Raw genomic sequence first — 19,611 nt, 5'->3', positions numbered from 1 at the left:
AAGAGGGTTAAAATACCTAAAGTGGCCAGGACCTTCATAAGGGTAATGGAGCTGAGCTCAGTTATTGATCCAGGACAGCGCCAAATATTTCCAGCGCTTCATCCTGAGGTGTATTATGCAGGCGCAAGGTAATTCGTTTATGCCGTAAATTCTCAGCAACTTTTATTTCGGATATATGGTAGTGGGCGGCTAATACCTTTGCCACATTTTCGGCTTCTTCATTCTCGAATACCAGCTCGTTTGTGGCCCAGGCGCATTGATTGCTATAATTACCTATGGGGTGTCTTATTTCGTCATCATTCCGGCTAACAGTTGCCAGGTTACCGCTGCCACTGCTCAGTACCAGCTTCTTTCCTCCACTGTGCAGACTTATTTTTCCTTCAAAGACAATGACTTCTGTGAAGGTGTTTTCTATACGTACATTGAATGCCGTTCCGAGTACTTTTACGGTTGATTTGTCTGCTGTGACGAGGAACTGCCGCTGTGGATCTTTCACCACATCAAAATAGGCTTCTCCCTGCAGCAATTTCACTTCGCGTTCTTTGAACAACTTCCTGTAAGCCAGCGAGGTACCGGCTTTCATATGTATCATAGAGCCATCAGGAAGGGTGATACTATCTACATCGCCAGTGGGCGTTGCGTAAGTGATCCAGGCATTGCGGGATGTTTGCCACCACCAGCCGCCTGCAATAAGAAACAACAGCACTGCGGCTGCCGCTACGATCCTCCAGGGGGACAGACGCTTTACCCTGGCAGCCGGCGCCATCTGCTGAGACAATTCCTTCCACCCTTCATCTGCATTAAAGGGCATGGGAGGAACATCTGCTGCGGCTTCCCAAAGCTGCTTCAGTTCTGCATACAGGTGTTGATTCTCTTCCGATTCCTCTAACCACTTATTTAATGCAGCCTGTTTGTCCCTGTTACCGGGGTCTGTCAGACAATCTATAATGAACCCGGTTATATCGTTGTTGTTCATTGCTTTATACTATTACGACAATCCAGCACCTCGATACTTTGATGCTACTGCAATTTTTTTCCGTCCAATAAGTGATTACGCAGATATTTCAGGGCCACCGCCAGCTGAAAATACACTGTGTTAACAGTGATACCCAGCCGTTCTGCTATTTCAGCGGGTTCAAGTCCTTCGAAACGGCTGAGCAGGAAGATCTCCCGGCAGCGTGGGGCCAGCCCCTGTGCCAGGCGTATGATCTCTTTCTGCAGCAGCAGATGATCGGTGATTTCATGCAATGAGGAGTTGTCGGCCTGCCATTGCAGGGCCTCTTCACTTACATTCCTTGACCGCCGTTTTAATTCGTTGATACTTCTGTTGGTTATTGAACGATACAGGTAGTGGCGCACATTTCCGGTGATCTCAATCTGTTGTCCCTTTTCCCATAAATGTGCGAACAGGCTTTGCACGACCTCTTTGGCCAGGTCATCGTCTTTGACCCAGCGATAAGCTAACAGGAATAATTCCTCACTGTATGCTGCGTATATTTTCTGGAAGACACCGGCATTACGACTACGGAGGGCCTCAGTAGCTTCTTCGGCAGAGATATGGTATCCGTCTTGCGTCATCGTCATTATGAATGCCGCACAAAGTATTATTTTTTTTAAACAATCAAATAGAAATTTGGGAGGGATGATAGTTATCTTTCAACCCTACTCCGGACAACTGCAGTCTGATAGCCTCCTGCAAAAGATAACAGATCTTTCCAGCTGCAGTGTCATATGATAATCCTTCCTGGCGGATGTTGGAGATGCAGTTCCTTGATTCGTCTGTATTTCCTACGCGGGGATTAAATGTGATATAAGCGCCCATACTATCAGCCGCACTGAGTCCGGGCCGTTCACCTATCAGCATCAGCGTCATTTTTGTCTTTAACAACTCGCCTATTTCATCGCCGATAGCGACCCTCCCCTGCTCTGTCAGGCAGATGGGACCTGTTGCTATGCCCGCCGCTTTTAACATCGGTATTAACTGCGTTAATAACGGCAAGGTATGTACATTCATCGCTGTTGCAGAAAGTCCATCTGCGATGATAATGGCTACGTCTTTCTGCAATAGTGCAGCCGGTAATGTATGCAGGGTTTTAATGCTGTCAGCATCCAGTCGCCTGCCTTTATCAGGACGTTGCAGGTATTCCTGCCGGTCTGCCGCACTGCTGTGCAACAGCAAAGTACCGGTATGAAATGGTTGCAGCTGCTCCATCAGCAGTGTAATGTTCAGCTTTGAATAAACAGCATCCCGCGCATGTGCATGTGCGAGTTTAAAAGACAACACTTCTCTTAAAGGGATAGCGGTGCCTGTTCTTCCCAATGCGATACGCGCTGTGGTGAACGCTTTTAATGAAGACCAGGGATCTTCCTGTATTGGATGCCGGTGCTGTAATTCGTTGTTCATCCTATGATTGATTGTGATAACATTTCATCCTGCATTATAGCTTAACAGCTGATGCATTTTTCCTACCTGCTGCAACTGGCCTTTGTTGTTTATGATACCTTGTCGCTGTAACCAGGCTTCAAATTCAGGCGCAGCTTTCAGTCCCAGTACCTTACGGGCATACAGCGCATCGTGAAAGGAAGTGGATTGATAGTTCAGCATGATATCATCTGCTCCCGGCACTCCCATGATGAAATTACAGCCAGCCACGCCCAACAGCGTGAGCAGATTATCCATATCATCCTGGTCAGCCTCCGCATGATTTGTATAACAGATATCTACACCCATCGGTAGTCCCAGCAGCTTACCACAGCAATGGTCTTCCAGGGCTGCACGGATGATCTGTTTACCGTCAAAGAGATATTCTGGTCCGATGAATCCAACAACGGTATTCACCAGTAAAGGAGAGAATTTCCGTGCTACTGCATAAGACCTGACCTCACAGGTTTGCTGATCCACGCCTTCGTGTGCATTGGCTGACAAAGCACTGCCCTGCCCTGTTTCGAAATACATCACGTTATTACCGATAGTCCCTCTTTGCAATGACAAGGCTGCTTCATGGGCTTCCCTGAGTAAATTAAGATGAATACCGAAACTGCTGTTGGTCTTTTCTGTACCACCGATAGACTGGAATACCAGGTCGACCGGCGCGCGCTGAATGATCTCCAATGCGGTAGTGACATGACACAGTATGCAGGACTGTGTAGGGATGTCAAACTGTGTACGCAGCCCATCCAGCATATGCAATAACTGCACAACGGCCTGCGGACTATCCGTAGCAGGATTGATACCGATCACCGCATCTCCGCTGCCATATAACAAGCCATCTATGATACTGGCTGCGATCCCTTTCGGATCATCTGTGTTATGATTAGGTTGCAGGCGTACTGATAAGTGACCTTTCAGTCCTATTGTATTCCGAAAACGGGTGACGACTTCACATTTCTGCGCAACACTGATGAGGTCCTGGTTGCGCATCAGTTTTGAGACCGCTGCTACCATCTCTGGCGTAAGGCCGGGAGATAAACGTTGCAGCGTCAATGTATCTGCTTCATCACTCAATAACCAGTCGCGCAACTCGCCTACAGTGAAATGACTGACAGGTCCGAAAGCTGTTTGATCGTGGGTGTCGATGATCAGGCGCGTGATCTCATCTTTTTCGTATGGGATGATAGCTTCCTGCAGGAATGTTTTGAGCGGTACATCTGCAAGGGTCATCTGTGCAGCGACACGCTCTTCGTAGTTGTCTGCTGCCAGGCTGGCGAGAGCATCACCGGAACGGAAGGGTGTAGCCCGTGCGAGGAGGGTACGAAGGTCGGGGAAGGTGTATGTTTTGTGTTGTATGGTGTGTTGGTATGCCATTGCGTTTTGTTTATACCCGTGGTGTGATAGCGGCCGGTTCCCGGTGTTTCCCCATTGCGACGAAAATAACCAGCGCGATGATCAATCCTGAAAAGAACAAGAGCGCTAATAGTTGGTTGTAGTAGACGATCGCTATTAATGATACAATCGACAATACCAATGCGATGCCCGGGAACCATGGATAGAAAGGTGCTTTGAAAGGACGTTCTAATTCCGGTTCTTTTTTTCTCAGGATGAACAGGCTGATCATACTGAGGATGTACATCACTACTGCGCCCATTACTGATAAGATCACCAGTTGATCTGTTTTACCGAGATAGAGGGCAATCACGCCGAGTAATCCTCCTGCTATCAATGCCACGTAGGGCACTTGTCTCTTAGGACTGAGCGCTGCGAGTGCGTCTGGCAGATAGCCGGCGCGGGCCAGTGCAAAGAGCTGGCGGGAATAACTGATAATGATCCCGTTGAAAGAAGCAATCAATCCGAAGAGACCAATTCCCGCAAAGATCTTTGTGATACCGCTCTGTTTACCTAATACGATGCCGATGGCTTCCGGTAAAGGATAGTCGATAGCCGATAATGCTCTCCAGTCGGTGATCCCTCCTGTTAACATCATCACTCCAATGGCCAGTAACGCCAGTGTTAACATGGCAGAGATATATCCCTTGGGAATATTCCGGGAAGGTTCTTTCACCTCTTCTGCTACCATGGCAATTCCTTCGATGCAGACATACAGCCAGATAGCAAAAGGCAGGGCTGCAAACACGCCGAGCCATCCGGCAGGCATGGAGTTGTGCATGAAGTTGGAGGCTTTGAAGGAAGGTCCTACAATGCCCATATATATCAGCAGTTCCACTACTGCCAGTAAAGTGATGATAAGCGAAAAAAGGGCTGATTCTTTAATCCCCAGTAAATTGATGATGGTCAGCAGTACATAGAAAGCGATACCGCTGCCCAATACCGGGAGTGAGGGATGCAGGAAATGCAGGTAATTGCCCAACGCGAAAGCAATGGCGGGTGTTGCCAGCAGGAATTCCACGGCGGTGGCGTATCCGGCTACCAGTCCGCCGAAAGGGCCCATGGCCCTATGGGTATAGGTAAAGGGCCCTCCTGCCTGTGGTATGGAGGTAGTCAGTTCTGTAAAGCTGAAGATGAAGGTGATGTACAGCAATGTGATGATAAGCGTGGCGATGAGGAAGCCGATGGTACCAGCTACGCCCCAGCCGTAATTCCAGCCGAAATATTCACCGGAGATGACTAATCCGACGCCGATGGCCCAGAGGTGTATGGGCCTGATGACTTTCTTTAAAACTGTTTCCTGAGCAGACATATGTACACGGGATTGCTGGTAATGCCTGAATCATTACCATTGGTTCATAAAGTTTATTCCCGTTTCCCTCCGTGAAATGTTGTCAAGATACACAAAAAGATCACATTTCAAGCGCCAGCGAGGTATTCGCATTACGGCTGCCTGCAAATTTAAGCCTGTATTCTGTGGGCGTCAGCCCTACTTCCTTTCTGAATACTTTGCGGAAGGCTTTAATGTCGTTGTAACCACAGTCGAGCATGACAGTCAGGATGCTGTTGCTGGTCTGTTCCAGCATCTTTTTGGCTGCTTCGATACGGGTCTTCTGCAGGTATTCTATGGGGGTGATACCTGTAGCCTGTTTGAAACGGCGTACGAAGTTGCGGCGACTGGCAGGAATATTCTCCATGAATGATTCCACATTGCGTGCTTCCTGGAAGCAGGATTCCATGCGTTGCTGCACTTCTGAGATCAGCGGATCCGCATGTTTCTTTTCCGGCAGGAACATACCGAAGTAGGATTGTGTTTCACGGTCCATATCGATAGCAAATAGTTTCGCGGCCTTTACAGACATATCCTGTCCACAGTACTTCTCTACCAGGTGCAGTAACAGATGGAAAGTACTGGTAGCGCCTCCACTGGTGTAGATACCTGCTGCTGAGGTCAGCACTCTGTCGGGTTGCAGTAATACATCCGGGAAGTGACCAGCAAAAGCGCGACAGGCATTCATGTGTGTGGTAGCGGGCTTACCATCCAGCAGTCCTGTAGCTGCCAGCAGGAAAGCGCCGGTACAGAAACTGGCTATTTCGGCCCCTGCGTGGTGGTGTTGCCGTAGCCAGGGAATGAAGGTGCTGTTGGCGGCAATCGCCATATCCACATCACCTGCAATAAAAGCAGGGATCAATACAAGATCCGGTTTTGCAGCTTCCTTTATTGTCACCGTGTTATAACGGCCGTAATGGGGGAACATGTCCACTTCCTTCTGATCAGGCAGCACCAGCTGTATATTGAAGACGGGAGCCTGCTGGCTGACAGTATACATATTGTTCACTGATTCGAATACATCCAGGATGGCGGCCGTGCTTATCAGCCGGTGGTTGTAGGTGAGCAACAGTGCCAAATTCATCATGATTTCAGGTTTTAAACAAAGTGCTGGTCAAGTTACGACATTTGGCTAAAATCACCTTACCGGCTTCTTCATCAGTTATGCTAGAAAAGATTACAAGTATGTATCTTCGGGACCCAGTCACATTTAAACCACATTTATGGAAAAAAAGAAAGCAGGCACTATTCTCTGGCATGATCTCACTGTTCCCAATGCTGATGTTGTAAGCGATTTTTATCAGCAGGTAGTTGGATGGGAAAAGTCAGGACTCAGCATGGGCGATTATGAGGATTATGTTATGCAGGCGAAAGACGCTAATCCTGATGCTCCTGAAACGGTGGGTGTCTGCCATGCGAAAGGTCCGAATGCCTATATCCCACCCTACTGGCTGTGTCATGTAGCAGTCGACAACCTGGATCAAAGTTTAGAGCGCACACAGGCATTGGGCGGAAAGGTGCTGGGCGAGAAACGCCAAATGGAAAACCATGGCTGGTATTGCCTGATACAGGATCCTGCCGGAGCTTACCTGATGTTGTGGGAACAGGCATAACATACTGTTATTAATTCTTTATCATTCCTTTAGACCGGCATTTCTCTGAGAGTAATGCCGGAACGTCAACTCTTATGAAAAATTATCCGCAGTAATGCTTTAAAAGAGGTAGAAATATTATAATTTAACCAAATAATAATAAGTTTATTTTCCACGTTTAGAGTCCGCCGGGGACTGCATTTCCTTACACCTGATAATGTAAATAGCCATATACGTCTATCAGACTACAATTCATTCCGCTATAGCCTGATAAAAATCCCTCTTAACATGAAGAAGACCGTAAATTCCCTCCTCCTTTGCATGACTATGTTTGCCGTGGCAACCTTATTGCTGATGTGCAAAAAACAAGACGCAGACAGTATGAAGCCAATACCGGGCAAAAGCCTGATAGCCGCTGCTGCTGCGCCACAGATCGTTACATTCGTACATCCCGGTATGTTGAACACACAGGCCAGTCTGGACCTTATCGGTTCCCAGGTGAATGGTGGCGAACCTGTACGTTCTGCTGCTTACCAGAAAGTACTGGATTATGTTAATAACAATGCGCTGCCGACAAAATTCTGGGAAACAGTTACTGTGGGTTCCAACGGAGCTACTACAGAATCCAAAAGCCAGATCAGGAAGGACGCTATACTGGCATATGCACTGGCACTACGCTGGGCAAAAACCGGTACTGCCACCTACGCACAGCAGTGTATCGCTATTCTGAACGGCTGGTCCTACACTTTCAAACAGTATGCACTGATGTCTGGCGCTAACCAGTATCAGCCATCACTGGAGGCTTCCTGGACCACTCCCAGCTTCGTTGCTGCTGCAGAGATCATGCGTTATTATAAGGCCTTCGGACAATCAGCCGGCTGGTCTGACGCTGACATCAACCAGTTCAACAACTACCTGAACCTGGTGAAGAACAATTACATCAACAACACACCGGCGTACAACAACAACTGGAATGCTTCTGCCGGTTATGCTAAAATGGCCATCGGTATTTTCCTGAACAGCACTACTGTGTACCAGAATGGTTATAATATCATTACACAGCACCTGCCTATCATTATCAAGCCGGATGGTACTATTCCTGAATATTGCGACAGGAACGACTGTGTACACTTCCAGTATTCTCTGACAGCATTTTCATATGCCGCCGAGCTGGCAAGGATCCAGGGCGACAATTCCCTGTGGACATTCAACTCCAACCTGCTTAGCAAAGGCTATGACTATATGAGAGCTGCCTATGGCAAGACCACTTCTTGCACGACCTGTTCTACTTCCAGCCCCGTATTCCCGGGCACCGAAGTGGCTTACAGCTACTACCAGACGGCCAACCTGAAGTACCTCCGGGAACTACAGGATCCGCTGTATGTGCCTAATGACAGAACGTTCTTAGGCTTCACCTCCTATACACACTTTAACGTACCAGGCCTGTAATAAGCCGTAAACAGATTCACAGCTATAGCGGATAAAGACCGTCCCGGAACTCCGGGGCGGTCTTTTTTTAAAAAAGAGGACTTAGCTATTGCAACGTACGTTTTTAATGCATACCTTTGGATCATGAGCTTATTTAAGAAAGATACATCCCCTGAGATGGTGCCGACGAAAACGGAAATGGACGTACTGCAGATACTCTGGCAGTATGGCCCTTCTACTGTACGTTTTGTACATGATAAACTGAATGAGCAGAAAGAGGCGGTGATCTATACCAGCACCCTGAAACTGATGCAGGTAATGAAGGAAAAAGGGATGCTGGACCGTGATGAGAGTAGCATGAAACACGTTTACAGCGCTGCGGTGGAGGAAAATAAGGTGAAGGGCACCCTGCTGAGCCGTTTTATGGACTCTATGTATAATGGCTCTCCGAGCGATCTGATGGTGGCATTGCTGGGAAATGATAAGACATCTCCTGAAGAGTTGAAGAAGATCAGGGAGTTATTGAAAAATATGGATAAGTAACTAAACTTTAAACCCATGCACCCGTACCTCAACTTACAGTCAGGTGGCGAACGGTTTCTCCAGGCATTCAGCTGGATGCTGGTCCATTCTCTATGGCAGGGATTGCTGCTGGCTGTTGTGACGGCCCTCTTGCTGCAATTCACCAAAAGAGCGCCTGCGCGATTGAGGTACAATATTATATTTATCCAGTTTGTATTGTTTATACTGGCCTGTATCTGGACCTTCTTCCGTGGTATGAGCGGGCCTTCAGAAAGCTTTGTACCACTGGCCGGCGCCATCGGACAAAATGCGTCCCAGCTGCTGAACATCAATGCGATTAACGTACAGTTGTTTGCCGATGCCTGTGCTGCTTATATTTCCACCCATGCATCCACGCTGGTACTTATATGGGCTGTGTTTTTCACTTTCCGTTCTTTCAGAATGGTGCAGGGCCTGATCTATCTGCAAAAGACAAAACATCGATGCATACAGGTTGCCGCCGATTGGCAGGAACGGCTTGTGTTGCTTTGCAACAAGCTGCATATCAGTAAAAGCGTCCAGCTGGTGGAATCAGCCCTTGTGAAAGTGCCCATGGTAATAGGACATCTGAAGCCGGTGATACTGATGCCGGCAGGTTTATTAAGCGGGTTGCCTGTTGAACAACTGGAAGCTGTATTACTGCACGAACTGGCCCACATACGCCGCCATGACTACATCGTGAACCTGCTGCAAAGCGTTTGTGAAACCGTTTACTTCTTTAATCCCGGCCTCTTATGGATATCAGGATTGCTGCGGGATGAGCGGGAACATTGTTGCGACGATATCGCCCTCGGACAAACCGGCAATAAAAAAGAGTTTATACAGGCACTGATCAGTTTCAAGGAACATGCCATGTACAGTCATGCATCTGCTGTGGCATTCCCTGGCAAGAAGAACCAGTTGTTACAAAGGGTCAGCCGTATTATCAACAATAAAAATCAACCGCTGGGAACAGGAGAAAAGGTATTCTTCATGACAGGTGTACTGCTGCTGACGGCTATCTTATCAACAGCAGCTATTACGCAATTGCGGAGTATAGAAAGTCATGTTTTCAGCAAACAACATAACACTGCCAGGAATTATATTCCGCCTCAGCAGCTGCAGCTTTCAGATATTGCACCGAAGGATAGTGTCGCACCTGTAAAACCAGCTGATCCCGTTATTCAGCAGAAGGAACATCTGATCAATAACGTAAAACTTACGCCACCGGTCATTAGACGGCATGCAACGATCACCAGGGAACCTGTGATGGACAAGCATTATGAGGAAAAATTACTGGCAGATGATATACAGCGGGAACAGCCAGATGATGACAGGCGCAGGGATGAGATGACACCCACCCGGCCACAGTACACAGCAAGAAATGCACAGAGAGAAAACTGGTCTGCTTACAAAGAAGCATACGTTCCGGAGAATAAGCGGCGGCCGGGCAGATTATCTGAGCTCCGTCTCATTGCTGATGGCAGAGAGCTTAGGCTGACAGCACATGAAATAACAGCAGAAGAACATCAGAGAGAAGAAGCAAGACTAGCCCATTTGCAGGCCCAGAGAGATAAACTACAGGCAGACCTGGACCGCGAACAGGCAGAGAAAGATCGTCAGCAGGCAGACAAAGATCGTGAACAGGCTATCAGAGACCGTGTACAGGCAGACAAGGATAGAGAGCAGGCAAGACTGGACCGTTTACAGGCAGAGAAAGATAGAATGCAGGCCAACCTTGACCGCATACAGGCTGATAAAGACCGGGCAAGAACTGAGGCTGAAAAGAGACAGCTACAGCTACACAATAATCCAGTTATATAACAATTCAACGTTTTAAAAAGCCGTGCAACAGCACGGATGGCATTGTATTGCCACTACCATTCTAAAAACAACAATATGACGTAGAAATTTTTCGCAGTCCTTACTGCGACAGGACCTTCATTTCCCGTTCATTCCCGGGCCATCATTTACAAACATGCTTATTTTTTACAGCTGCGGCTGTAACAGGATGTTTATTGCCTGTACATCCCGGCACTATTTACAAACTTTTAAATTCATCAGAAAATGAGAACACGCTACTTCAAAAGCAACATACTGCTTGCAATATTCCTGGTATTGGCTATTTCCCTGCACGCACAGAAGGTTACTTCCCAATATAGTTCTACTCAGAAAAACGGGAAGGAACGCATCATTACTGACCGTGATGATAAAACCTATCAACTGGAATTCACAGATGGTAAGATGACCTTTTTATCAGTGGATGGTGTAAGTGTTCCGGAGGAAAAATGGGGCGATTATAAGACCATTATTGACGAGATCCGTGAGCAGATGAAGAAGGACAAGGAGCAGGCAAGACTGGACCGTTTACAGGCGGAAAAAGACAGGGAACAGGCTAGACTGGATCGTCTGCAGGCAGATAAGGATCGCCTTCAGGCAAACCAGGATCGCCTTCAGGCGCAAAAAGAAAGAGAGCAGGCCGGCAGGGACCGTCTGCGGGTCGAGAAAGATCGTGCACAAGCTGAATTAGACCGCCAGCAGGCAATGAGGGACAAACAGCAGGCAGACCGCGACCAACAGCAAGCGGATAAAGACCGGGAACAGGCTATCAAGGATCGCGCACAGGCGGACAAGGACCGTGAGCAGGCTGACAAAGATCGAGCACAAGCAGAGAAAGACAGGGCACAAGCTGTATTAGACCGCGCGCAGGCTGAAAAAGATCGTGCACAGGCTGAGGCAGACAGGAAACTGATGGCCGATCTGACCGCTGATCTGGTGAGTGACAAACTGATTACCGACGCGAATGACCTCCATATGCTGACACTCTCTCCCACCGAAATGACGGTGAATGGCGTAAAACAACCTGATGCTGTCCACAAAAAGTACCAGGACAAATACAGCCGTTTTGCTAAAAACAATTTAGCCTACCTCGCTGACGGCAACAACAAACACATCCAGATGCGTAGAAACAACTAAATAAAACCTGCTTAGATATTAGTTACTTTCCACTATGAGAAAAGCCGTCTCAGTTCTGGGATGGCCCTCTTTTTATCCCCTCCCTACAGTAAAGAGCGGGTGTATCATTGCTGACACACCCGCTCTTTCATTCTATTACGCCGATTACTTAATCTCTTTCAACATCTCTGTCACTGCTGCTTCCAGCTGGTCATCCTTACCAGTCAGCGCGTTTTCATAGCGCAGCGGTACACGGATATCCGGCTCCAGCTGTGTGTTCTCTAGCGGATGATCGCCTGTTCTGCCAAAAGTAGCTACCATCGGAATACCAAAAACAAGCGTAGGATCTATCTGCCGTTCCCACCAAACTGCAGTACCCGTTCCCGGTACCGGCATACCAATCAGTTTACCCAGGTTATCCTGTTTGTAGATGAAAGGAAAGATATGCGCATCACTGTAGTTGCTTTCACTCATCAGCACGCAGCTGGGTCTTGTCCAGCGGGTCTGTGGTTCCCATGCTTTTGTTCTGTGGCTCTGTGGTGCGAAGTTCATATATGCTTTTCCACTGAGGAAGTTGTACAGATCATCGTGCAGCCATCCACCACCATTGAAACGGGTGTCTACGATCAGGGCCTGTTTCTCTCGGTTCTTGCCCATTACTTCATCGTATGCAGAACGGAAGCTGGCGTCATTCATGCTCTGTACATGCACATATCCAACCTTACCACCGCTCAGTTTATCCACCATATTGCGCATGTTGGTCACCCAGCGTTTGTACATGAGGTTACCTTCATCGTTACCGGAGATTGGTTTTACAGATTCATCCCAACGTTTTTGTGTGGCAGGATCGTAGATGCTCACCAGGATGTTGTTGCCTGTTTTACGGTTCAGCAGTATAGCCCAATCCTGTTGTGCGGTGATCTCTTCTCCGTCTATACGCTCGATGATATTGCCTTTTTTCAGTTTGCTGCCGGCTTTGTCGAAGGGTCCTCCTGCGATGACTTCATCTACTTTCAGGCCATTGCCGGTGTATGTCTCATCATACAGTAAACCCAGTGCTGCCGTATTATCGCCATCAGCGCGGCCGGCGTAGTAACGACCACCGGTGTGGGACGCATTCAGTTCTCCCAGCAGTTCACTAAGCAGTTCCTGGAAGTCATAGTTATTACTGATATGCGGCAGGAAGCGCGCATAGTTTTTCGCATACGCTTCCCAGTCTATCTTTTTCAGCTCAGCCGGATCATAGAACTTGTCTTCCACCTGTTTCCAGGCGTGTTCATAGATATAACGGCGCTCTGCTTCCTGGTCCAACAGGAACTCTGTGCTGATGGCAACAGGTGTGATCTTGCCGGAGGTAGCATCTACTTTCACGACGCTGCCACGGTTGCTGACGAAGACTGTATTACCATCCTTGCTCAGTTCAATACTGCCCGGACTACCGCCTAATTTGGCCAGTATCTTCGTCTCTCCTGTTCTCGGTTCAGTTACCCACAGATCATAGCCCTTTTCAAAAGCTGCCATATAGTATACCTTGCTGGCGTCGCTGTTCAGCACATAGTCGCTGATAGAGGCGCTGTTGATGGTCATGCGGATGATCCTGCTGTCCAGGTTATCGAAGTTGGGATTGAAGGGCTTTTTAGGCGCAGCAGCAGTATCTTTCTTCGCAGTAGCGGAATCCTTACCGGATTTCTTTGCGTTGTCTTCTTTCTCTTTCAGGAGATTGAATTCGTCCTTAGACAGTTTATAACGGTCATATGCTTCCTGGTCAAAGAATACACCAAAGATGTCTACTTCAGTGGCGCCCTGTCTTGCCAGTCCGCGGCGGCCATTACGGTCACTCAGCCAGGTCATTACCTTACCGTCTGCCGCCCATTTGTTGCTATTTTCCCCGAAGCCGCTCATGACAGGATAGATCGTCTGTCCTTTGCCATCTGCAGCAATGATCGCGGCATTGCTCACGTTGAAGTAACCCTGATGGTCATCGGTCACGATCCACTTCCCATCAGGACTCCAGGCGAATTGCCAGTCGCCGTCGGAGTAGGAGAAGTTACGACCGGCAGGCAGCAGGGTGCGGCTCTTTTTAGATGCGATATTGTATACGCGCAATACGTTGCGGTCTTCCGTGTAAGCAATCTCTTTACCATCAGGAGAGAACAGCGGCTGGAATTCCTCCGCTTCAGTAGCAATCAGCGGTTCATCTTTCAGGATGGTAGAGGCGAAGAAATAAGGCTCTTCGGAGCGGACGATGGAAGTCTGGTAGATGTCCCAGTTACCTTTCCTTTCAGCCGCATAGACGATATGTTTCCCATCAGGCGCCCAGGCTACGGACCTTTCCTGCTGAGGCGTATTGGTGATACGTTTGGTCATATTGCCTTCCACGCTGGTAACAAAGATCTCACCGCGGGCTACGAAGGCCATTTCCTTACCGTTAGGGCTCATGGCAAACTCAGTTACATTGCCGCTGATGGGTAATGGTTTCGCCACGGAAGAGCGGCCATCGTTAAAGATCTGGACAGGCACTTTCTTTGGTTGCTGACCTTCTTTCAGTGTATAGATCTCCCCGTTCCAGGTAAAGCAAAGCTGGTTATCATCAGATTTGGACAGATGACGTACAGGATGCTTTTCAAAGCGGGTAAGCTGTTGCAGTTTAGTCTTATCAGTTAGGGAGCCTTTAAACAGGTTCTGAGAGATCCATCCTTTTTCACTCAGGTAAAATACCTGGTCATTATCTGCGAATAAGGGTTCCCGGTCTTCTCCTTCATAGCCGGATACCTGTTTGTAGGTTTTAGCGGCGATGTCGTACACCCAGATATCCCTTGTAACAGATGACGTATGGTGTTTGCGCCAGGGATCTTCATATCCTTTGATGTCCTGGAAAACGATCTGTGTACCTTTCCCGTTGTAGTGGGCCGACTCTGCACCGGCTGCGCTCACGAGGATGGAACGGCCACCGCTAACAGGCACATTATACAGGTTGTCGAACAGGCCCGAGCTAAAACGTACGTTGCTGGCAGGTGCATTGCGGGAGCTACCGAAAAGTACCTGTTTATTGTCAGGTGTAAAATCGTACGGAATATCGGCAGCACTGTTGTAAGTCAGGCGTGTAGGTGTACCACCTGTAGCCGGCATTACAAATACATCGAAGTTGCCGTAGCGGTCGCTGGCAAAAGCGATGTATTTACCGTCATGGCTCCATACGGGCATCATATCGTGGGCTTCATGAATGGTGATGGGAATAGCCACACCACCATTGGCATCCACCCGGTAGATGTCTCCTTTGTAACCGAAAGCGATGGTCTTGCCATCAGGAGAAATAGCGGGGTATCTCAGCCATAAGGCATTTTCCTGTGCATAGCTTGTTGTAGCAGCATAGCACATTGTAAGAACGAGTAGTAGTTTTCTCATAAATAAAGGCAGCTGTTGTTAATTCACTTCCAAGATAGTAAATGCAACAACGTCTTTATTCCGGAAATGATAAGTGGCGTTCTTTCCTGATGGTGCTGCCCTATTGCAAGTTATTCCGCAGTTTGCTATGCTTACGGCCATATCCGAAGTAGATAGCAAAGCCGATGAGCAGCCATACGATCAATCTTATCCAGGTATCCAGCGGTAAAGAGAACATCATCAGCAGGCAGGTGAGGATACCGAGTATCGGTACTACCGGTACAAATGGTGTTTTGAAAGCTCTTGGGATATCCGGCTGTTTTATACGCAGGATGATAACTCCCAGGCAGACCATTACAAAGGCCAGCAGGGTACCTATGCTGGTCATCTCTCCCACTACATGAATGGGTACCAGTCCGGCGAAAAGGCTGATGAAAATACAGAGTACGATATTGGACTTATAGGGAGTGGCGAAACGGGGATGCAGCGTCGAAAATACCTTTGGTAGTAAACCGTCTTTACTCATGGAATAGAACACCCTTGACTGGCCCAGCAGATCTACCAGGATCACAGAGGTATACCCGATCAGGATAGCGGCAATTACTGCAAGAAACAGCCACTCATATGGTGTATGTGCGATGGCCACCGCTACCGGAGCAGCATTGTCTTTGAATTCGGTATAGTGTGCAAGTCCGGTCATGACGTAACCAAACAGGACGAAAAGAATAGTACATATGATCAGGGATCCCAGGATACCTATTGGCATATTCTTTTTAGGATTCTTCGTTTCCTGCGCCATCGTAGCAACGATATCAAAACCAATGAATACGAAGAATACCACACCGGCTCCCCGCAGGATGCCGCTCACACCAAAATGTCCGAATTCGCCTGTATTCTGCGGAATAAAGGGCTTATAGTTCTCCGGGTTGATATAGTGCCAGCCAAGCGCTATAAAGACCAATACGACCCCAATTTTCAGCGCTACCACGATGGCGTTGAACAATGCGGAGCCTTTGGTACCGAAGATGATAATGGAAGTGATAAAGACGATGATCAATACTGCAGGCAGGTTAATATAACCGTGTATCTGTGTACCATCTGCCAGTTTGACCAGCTCAAACGGAGAGGTAACCAGTTGTGCCGGCAGGTGAATATTGAACTTATCGAGGAAGGTAATAAGATATTTAGACCAGCTGATACCCACGGTGGCGGCGCCTACAGAGTATTCCAGCACCAGGTCCCAGCCGATAATCCAGGCAAACAGTTCTCCCAGTGTGGCATAGGCGTAGGTATAGGCACTCCCGGCTACGGGCACCATAGAAGCCATTTCTGCATAACACAGCGCACTAAAGGCGCAACCAACAGCTGCAAGAATGAAGGATAATATAACGGCAGGGCCGGTATTATTGGCAGCGGCGATGCCTGTCAGGGAGAAAAGACCAGCGCCTATGATCACGCCGATGCCTATAGCAATGAGATTGATACCCCCGAGATTACGTCTTAATGTGTTGGCCCCACTCTGAGCAGCCTCCAGCTGGAGACTTTCAATTGATTTTTTTATCACAGGTAAAGTTGGTTTGGCTGCAAATGTACGTCTCTTCCTATTACCCTACAAAATTTATAGATTTCTATTTTCCCAGGGGCACCCTCAACTATTTTGGTTCTGTTAACATCTCATTAACGAGAACATTCATCCTCTTTTATAACTTAGACGATATATTTCATAGGTATAGGGATATCAGACAGCTGCTCTTTATAGGGCGGCTTATTTTTTAGATATACTTTTAGCGTGGATTTATCACGTATTTATGGTTAGAAAACGACTACGCCAGCTTAGGAAATAAGGCCAGAATACCCGCGGGGCTTGAGATCAGCAAAATTACCAGTAACAATGATGAAATGAATGTGCCTTTACGGGGCGCAGGTGGAAATGGTCAACACATTTTCATTTTCCGGGAAACGGGAAAATGGTGTGTAATGATGTGAAGGGAGCTGTATCCGTTAAAGGTGCAATTTTGTATTGCGTAATATGCGGAGAAGTACATGGGCTTATAACGGGAGTTTTCTCTCCCGCCCACATATGAACACCCCCTGTTCCAAAAACGAACACTTTACTAATTATTATCAATCGTAAGTCACAACTCATTAATGCGATACAATACTGGCACTACCTTAGTATCTTGTTTTGAAAAATTGCGTTCATGCTTCAGCATTACTTAAAGATCACTTCCAGAAGTTTTGTAAAGAACAGGCTTGCCGCGTTGATCAACATTTGTGGGCTGGCAATAGGCTTGACTGCAGGGATGCTGATCATACTCATCATCAAAAGTGAATTTGAACAGGACCGGTTCCATAAGAACATTGATCATATTTATATGTTGCTGTCAAACTCCCGGCAGGAAGGCACTATTAAAACAGGCAGCTCAATGCCCGCGCTATTGACAGGAGCTATACGCAACAGCATACCGGAAGTAAATTACGCGGCTCACTGCAGCTCCAACTCTCAACAATTGCTGACCTATGGTGGAAAGAGTATTTACGAGGATGGCATATATGCGGAACCTGATCTGCTGAACATCATGCACTTCCCTGCACTGCAAGGTAATCCCATTACCGCTTTGGGGGATGCCAGCTCTATTGTGCTAAGTGTTTCGACTGCAAAAAAGCTCTTTGGCAACGAAGATCCGATGGGCAAGATCATCCGGCACAACAACCAACACGACCTGAAAGTCGGCGCTATTATGCAGGATCTGCCGGCAAACAGCTCTGTAAACTTCCACGTGGCACTGCCTTTCCGGATCTGGGAACGGGAGAATGCAGGAACGTTCAGGAACTGGGATGCCTATGTGCTGGCCTCCTATGTAGAACTGAAACCGGGCGCAAATCTCACTGCCGTCAATAAGAAGATAAATGCATTATTCCCTACTCCCCCAACTGATATCAATACCGGGGTATTTGTCTATCCTTTTAAAGACAGATACCTCTATAGCAGCTTCAAAAACGGCAAGCCAAACGGCGGAAGGATAGAGATCGTATTGCTGTTTGCAGTCATCGGCGTATGCATAATACTGGTTGCCTGTATCAATTTTATGAACCTGTCTACCGCCCGTTCTGCTATGCGATCACGCGAAGTAGGCGTCAGGAAAACGCTGGGGGCCACGAAAAAACAGGTGATTGTCCAGTTCCTCGGCGAGGCTTTGATGATGACCACCCTTGCACTGCTCATCGCCGTTATACTGGCCGTATTGTTTTTGCCGAGCGTCAATTATTTTACGGGAAAGAATATCACGATCAGTTTATCTGACTGGCAACTCTGGCTGTTGGTAACAGGCATGACCTTGCTCACCGGTCTGATCGCCGGTAGTTATCCTGCCTTCGTCATGAGTGCTTTTCAACCGGTACGCGTATTGAAAGGCGTGATCACTAACAAAAAAAGTAGCGGCTTGTTACGTAAGGGGCTTGTTACTTTTCAGTTCATTATTTCCATTTTCCTGATAATCACGACCATCGTTATATACAGGCAACAATCATATATACAGCAGCGTCCTATCGGCTATGAACAAAGCAATCTTATAGATATTCCTGCCAGGGGTGAGATGAGCACAAAGCTCGGGGTCATGAAAAATGACCTGCTGCAATTGCCGGGCGTCATGGCGGTATCTGCCGGCGCTGATGACCTGGTAAGGTTTGGCGGCGCTACGGACGGCATTGACTGGCCGGGAAAAACAGCCGATCAGAATTTCTATATCAATGTTTCCGATGTGGCATATGACTGGGTGAAAACCGCAGGATTACAGATCCTTGAAGGAAGGGATTTTAACCCGGCTTTTGGCGTTGATTCCACTGGCTGTATACTCAATGCAGCTGCCGTACGGAAAATGGGCCTTAAAGAGCCCGTAGTGGGCACTAAACTGGGTAAGAACACCATCGTGGGTGTGGTGGCAGATTTTTCCTTCAATGACGCCTTCAACGCACCAGGACCTTTGATCGTGTATTTGAATCACGGACCTTTGAGCCATTTGTTTGTCCGCCTCCGGAATGATGCCAACTGGCAGAAAAGGCTGGCACAGATAGAGCAGATCGTTAAAAAGCATAACCCGGATTATCCCTTCGAGTTCCACTTTACGAAAGATAATTACCAGCGGCAATTCAAAGGCATCCGCTCCACCGGCCAGATGGTAAGTCTCACTGGTATACTAGCCATCTTCATATCGTGTATGGGGCTGTTCGGGCTCTCTGCGTTCCTCGCAGAACGGCGGAACAAAGAGATCGGTATCCGCAAGGTATTCGGGGCTAATGTTACAAAGATCTGGCTGATGTTATCGCAGGATTTTCTGAAACCTGTACTCATTGCCTTCCTGATAGCCGCTCCCCTGGCCGGCTGGGCGATGCATCTGCTGCTTTTTTCGTTTGACTATCACATCAACCTGTCCTGGTGGATGTTTGCACTGGCAGGAGTACTGGTATTGCTGGTGGCGCTGTTCACTATCAGCTACCAGGGTATAAAAGCGGCCCTGACCAATCCCGTAGACAGTTTGCGGGCGGAATAGCCTTTTTCT

General features: G+C 47.9%; 14 protein-coding genes. 6 read left to right on the top strand and 8 right to left on the bottom strand.

Going from position 1 to position 19,611, the window contains the following annotated elements:
- Positions 1-61: 61 nt before the first annotated feature.
- The 6 genes from BLR32_RS28660 to BLR32_RS28635 all read right to left on the bottom strand — a co-directional run bounded on the left by BLR32_RS28660 (position 62) and on the right by BLR32_RS28635 (position 6,240).
- Positions 62-976, bottom strand: coding sequence for a FecR family protein (locus tag BLR32_RS28660; protein ID WP_089837156.1), 915 nt, complete (start codon positions 974-976; stop codon positions 62-64).
- A gap of 44 nt (positions 977-1,020) precedes the next feature.
- Positions 1,021-1,578, bottom strand: coding sequence for an RNA polymerase sigma-70 factor (locus BLR32_RS28655; protein ID WP_176842460.1), 558 nt, complete (start codon positions 1,576-1,578; stop codon positions 1,021-1,023).
- Between the two features lie 43 nt (positions 1,579-1,621).
- Complete coding sequence (gene eutC / locus BLR32_RS28650) at positions 1,622-2,404, bottom strand: ethanolamine ammonia-lyase subunit EutC (RefSeq protein WP_089837152.1); 783 nt, start codon at positions 2,402-2,404, stop codon at positions 1,622-1,624.
- A 24-nt stretch (positions 2,405-2,428) separates the two neighbouring features.
- Entirely contained in the window at positions 2,429-3,805 is a 1,377-nt protein-coding gene (locus BLR32_RS28645) for an ethanolamine ammonia-lyase subunit EutB (protein WP_089837150.1), read from the bottom strand.
- A 10-nt stretch (positions 3,806-3,815) separates the two neighbouring features.
- Complete coding sequence (gene eat / locus BLR32_RS28640; RefSeq protein WP_089837148.1) at positions 3,816-5,135, bottom strand: ethanolamine permease; 1,320 nt, start codon at positions 5,133-5,135, stop codon at positions 3,816-3,818.
- Positions 5,136-5,235: 100 nt separating this feature from the next.
- Complete coding sequence (locus BLR32_RS28635; RefSeq protein ID WP_089837146.1) at positions 5,236-6,240, bottom strand: GlxA family transcriptional regulator; 1,005 nt, start codon at positions 6,238-6,240, stop codon at positions 5,236-5,238.
- Between the two features lie 136 nt (positions 6,241-6,376).
- Between BLR32_RS28635 and BLR32_RS28630 the strand changes: the two genes are divergently transcribed.
- The 5 genes from BLR32_RS28630 (at position 6,377) to BLR32_RS28610 (ending at position 11,689) form a co-directional block, all read left to right on the top strand.
- Positions 6,377-6,766: a VOC family protein gene (locus tag BLR32_RS28630; protein WP_089837143.1), complete on the top strand. Its 390-nt coding sequence runs from the start codon at positions 6,377-6,379 to the stop codon at positions 6,764-6,766.
- Positions 6,767-7,033: 267 nt separating this feature from the next.
- On the top strand, positions 7,034-8,194 hold the full coding sequence (locus tag BLR32_RS28625; protein WP_089837140.1) for an alginate lyase family protein: 1,161 nt from the start codon (positions 7,034-7,036) through the stop codon (positions 8,192-8,194).
- Between the two features lie 123 nt (positions 8,195-8,317).
- A complete protein-coding gene (locus BLR32_RS28620; RefSeq protein WP_089837138.1) occupies positions 8,318-8,716 on the top strand; it encodes a BlaI/MecI/CopY family transcriptional regulator in 399 nt (132 codons plus the stop codon).
- A 15-nt stretch (positions 8,717-8,731) separates the two neighbouring features.
- A complete protein-coding gene (locus BLR32_RS28615) occupies positions 8,732-10,537 on the top strand; it encodes a M56 family metallopeptidase (protein ID WP_089837136.1) in 1,806 nt (601 codons plus the stop codon).
- A gap of 243 nt (positions 10,538-10,780) precedes the next feature.
- Positions 10,781-11,689, top strand: coding sequence for a hypothetical protein (locus tag BLR32_RS28610; RefSeq protein WP_089837134.1), 909 nt, complete (start codon positions 10,781-10,783; stop codon positions 11,687-11,689).
- 144 nt (positions 11,690-11,833) lie between these two features.
- Here the strand turns inward: BLR32_RS28610 and BLR32_RS28605 are convergent, their stop codons facing one another.
- Positions 11,834-15,073, bottom strand: coding sequence for a S41 family peptidase (locus BLR32_RS28605; RefSeq protein WP_089837132.1), 3,240 nt, complete (start codon positions 15,071-15,073; stop codon positions 11,834-11,836).
- 100 nt (positions 15,074-15,173) lie between these two features.
- Positions 15,174-16,616: an amino acid permease gene (locus tag BLR32_RS28600; RefSeq protein WP_089837130.1), complete on the bottom strand. Its 1,443-nt coding sequence runs from the start codon at positions 16,614-16,616 to the stop codon at positions 15,174-15,176.
- 637 nt (positions 16,617-17,253) lie between these two features.
- On the opposite strand from BLR32_RS28600, the gene BLR32_RS28595 reads away from it, so the two are divergent.
- Entirely contained in the window at positions 17,254-19,602 is a 2,349-nt protein-coding gene (locus tag BLR32_RS28595) for an ABC transporter permease (RefSeq protein ID WP_089837128.1), read from the top strand.
- The last annotated feature ends 9 nt before the right edge of the window (positions 19,603-19,611 follow it).

The organism is Chitinophaga filiformis (genome assembly GCF_900102545.1).
Classification (GTDB): domain Bacteria; phylum Bacteroidota; class Bacteroidia; order Chitinophagales; family Chitinophagaceae; genus Chitinophaga; species Chitinophaga filiformis.
This window is presented reverse-complemented; position numbering and strand designations above follow the sequence as displayed.

Excerpts from the sequence above, each read along its gene's own strand:
- BLR32_RS28660 (WP_089837156.1), bottom strand. The coding sequence starts at position 976 with ATGAACAACAACGATATAACCGGGTTCATTATAGATTGTCTGACAGAC.
- BLR32_RS28605 (WP_089837132.1), bottom strand. The coding sequence starts at position 15,073 with ATGAGAAAACTACTACTCGTTCTTACAATGTGCTATGCTGCTACAACA.
- BLR32_RS28615 (WP_089837136.1), top strand. The coding sequence starts at position 8,732 with ATGCACCCGTACCTCAACTTACAGTCAGGTGGCGAACGGTTTCTCCAG.
- BLR32_RS28630 (WP_089837143.1), top strand. The coding sequence starts at position 6,377 with ATGGAAAAAAAGAAAGCAGGCACTATTCTCTGGCATGATCTCACTGTT.
- BLR32_RS28595 (WP_089837128.1), top strand. The coding sequence starts at position 17,254 with ATGCTTCAGCATTACTTAAAGATCACTTCCAGAAGTTTTGTAAAGAAC.
- BLR32_RS28635 (WP_089837146.1), bottom strand. The coding sequence starts at position 6,240 with ATGATGAATTTGGCACTGTTGCTCACCTACAACCACCGGCTGATAAGC.
- eutC (WP_089837152.1), bottom strand. The coding sequence starts at position 2,404 with ATGAACAACGAATTACAGCACCGGCATCCAATACAGGAAGATCCCTGG.
- BLR32_RS28620 (WP_089837138.1), top strand. The coding sequence starts at position 8,318 with ATGAGCTTATTTAAGAAAGATACATCCCCTGAGATGGTGCCGACGAAA.
- BLR32_RS28625 (WP_089837140.1), top strand. The coding sequence starts at position 7,034 with ATGAAGAAGACCGTAAATTCCCTCCTCCTTTGCATGACTATGTTTGCC.
- BLR32_RS28610 (WP_089837134.1), top strand. The coding sequence starts at position 10,781 with ATGAGAACACGCTACTTCAAAAGCAACATACTGCTTGCAATATTCCTG.
- BLR32_RS28655 (WP_176842460.1), bottom strand. The coding sequence starts at position 1,578 with ATGACGCAAGACGGATACCATATCTCTGCCGAAGAAGCTACTGAGGCC.
- eat (WP_089837148.1), bottom strand. The coding sequence starts at position 5,135 with ATGTCTGCTCAGGAAACAGTTTTAAAGAAAGTCATCAGGCCCATACAC.
- BLR32_RS28645 (WP_089837150.1), bottom strand. The coding sequence starts at position 3,805 with ATGGCATACCAACACACCATACAACACAAAACATACACCTTCCCCGAC.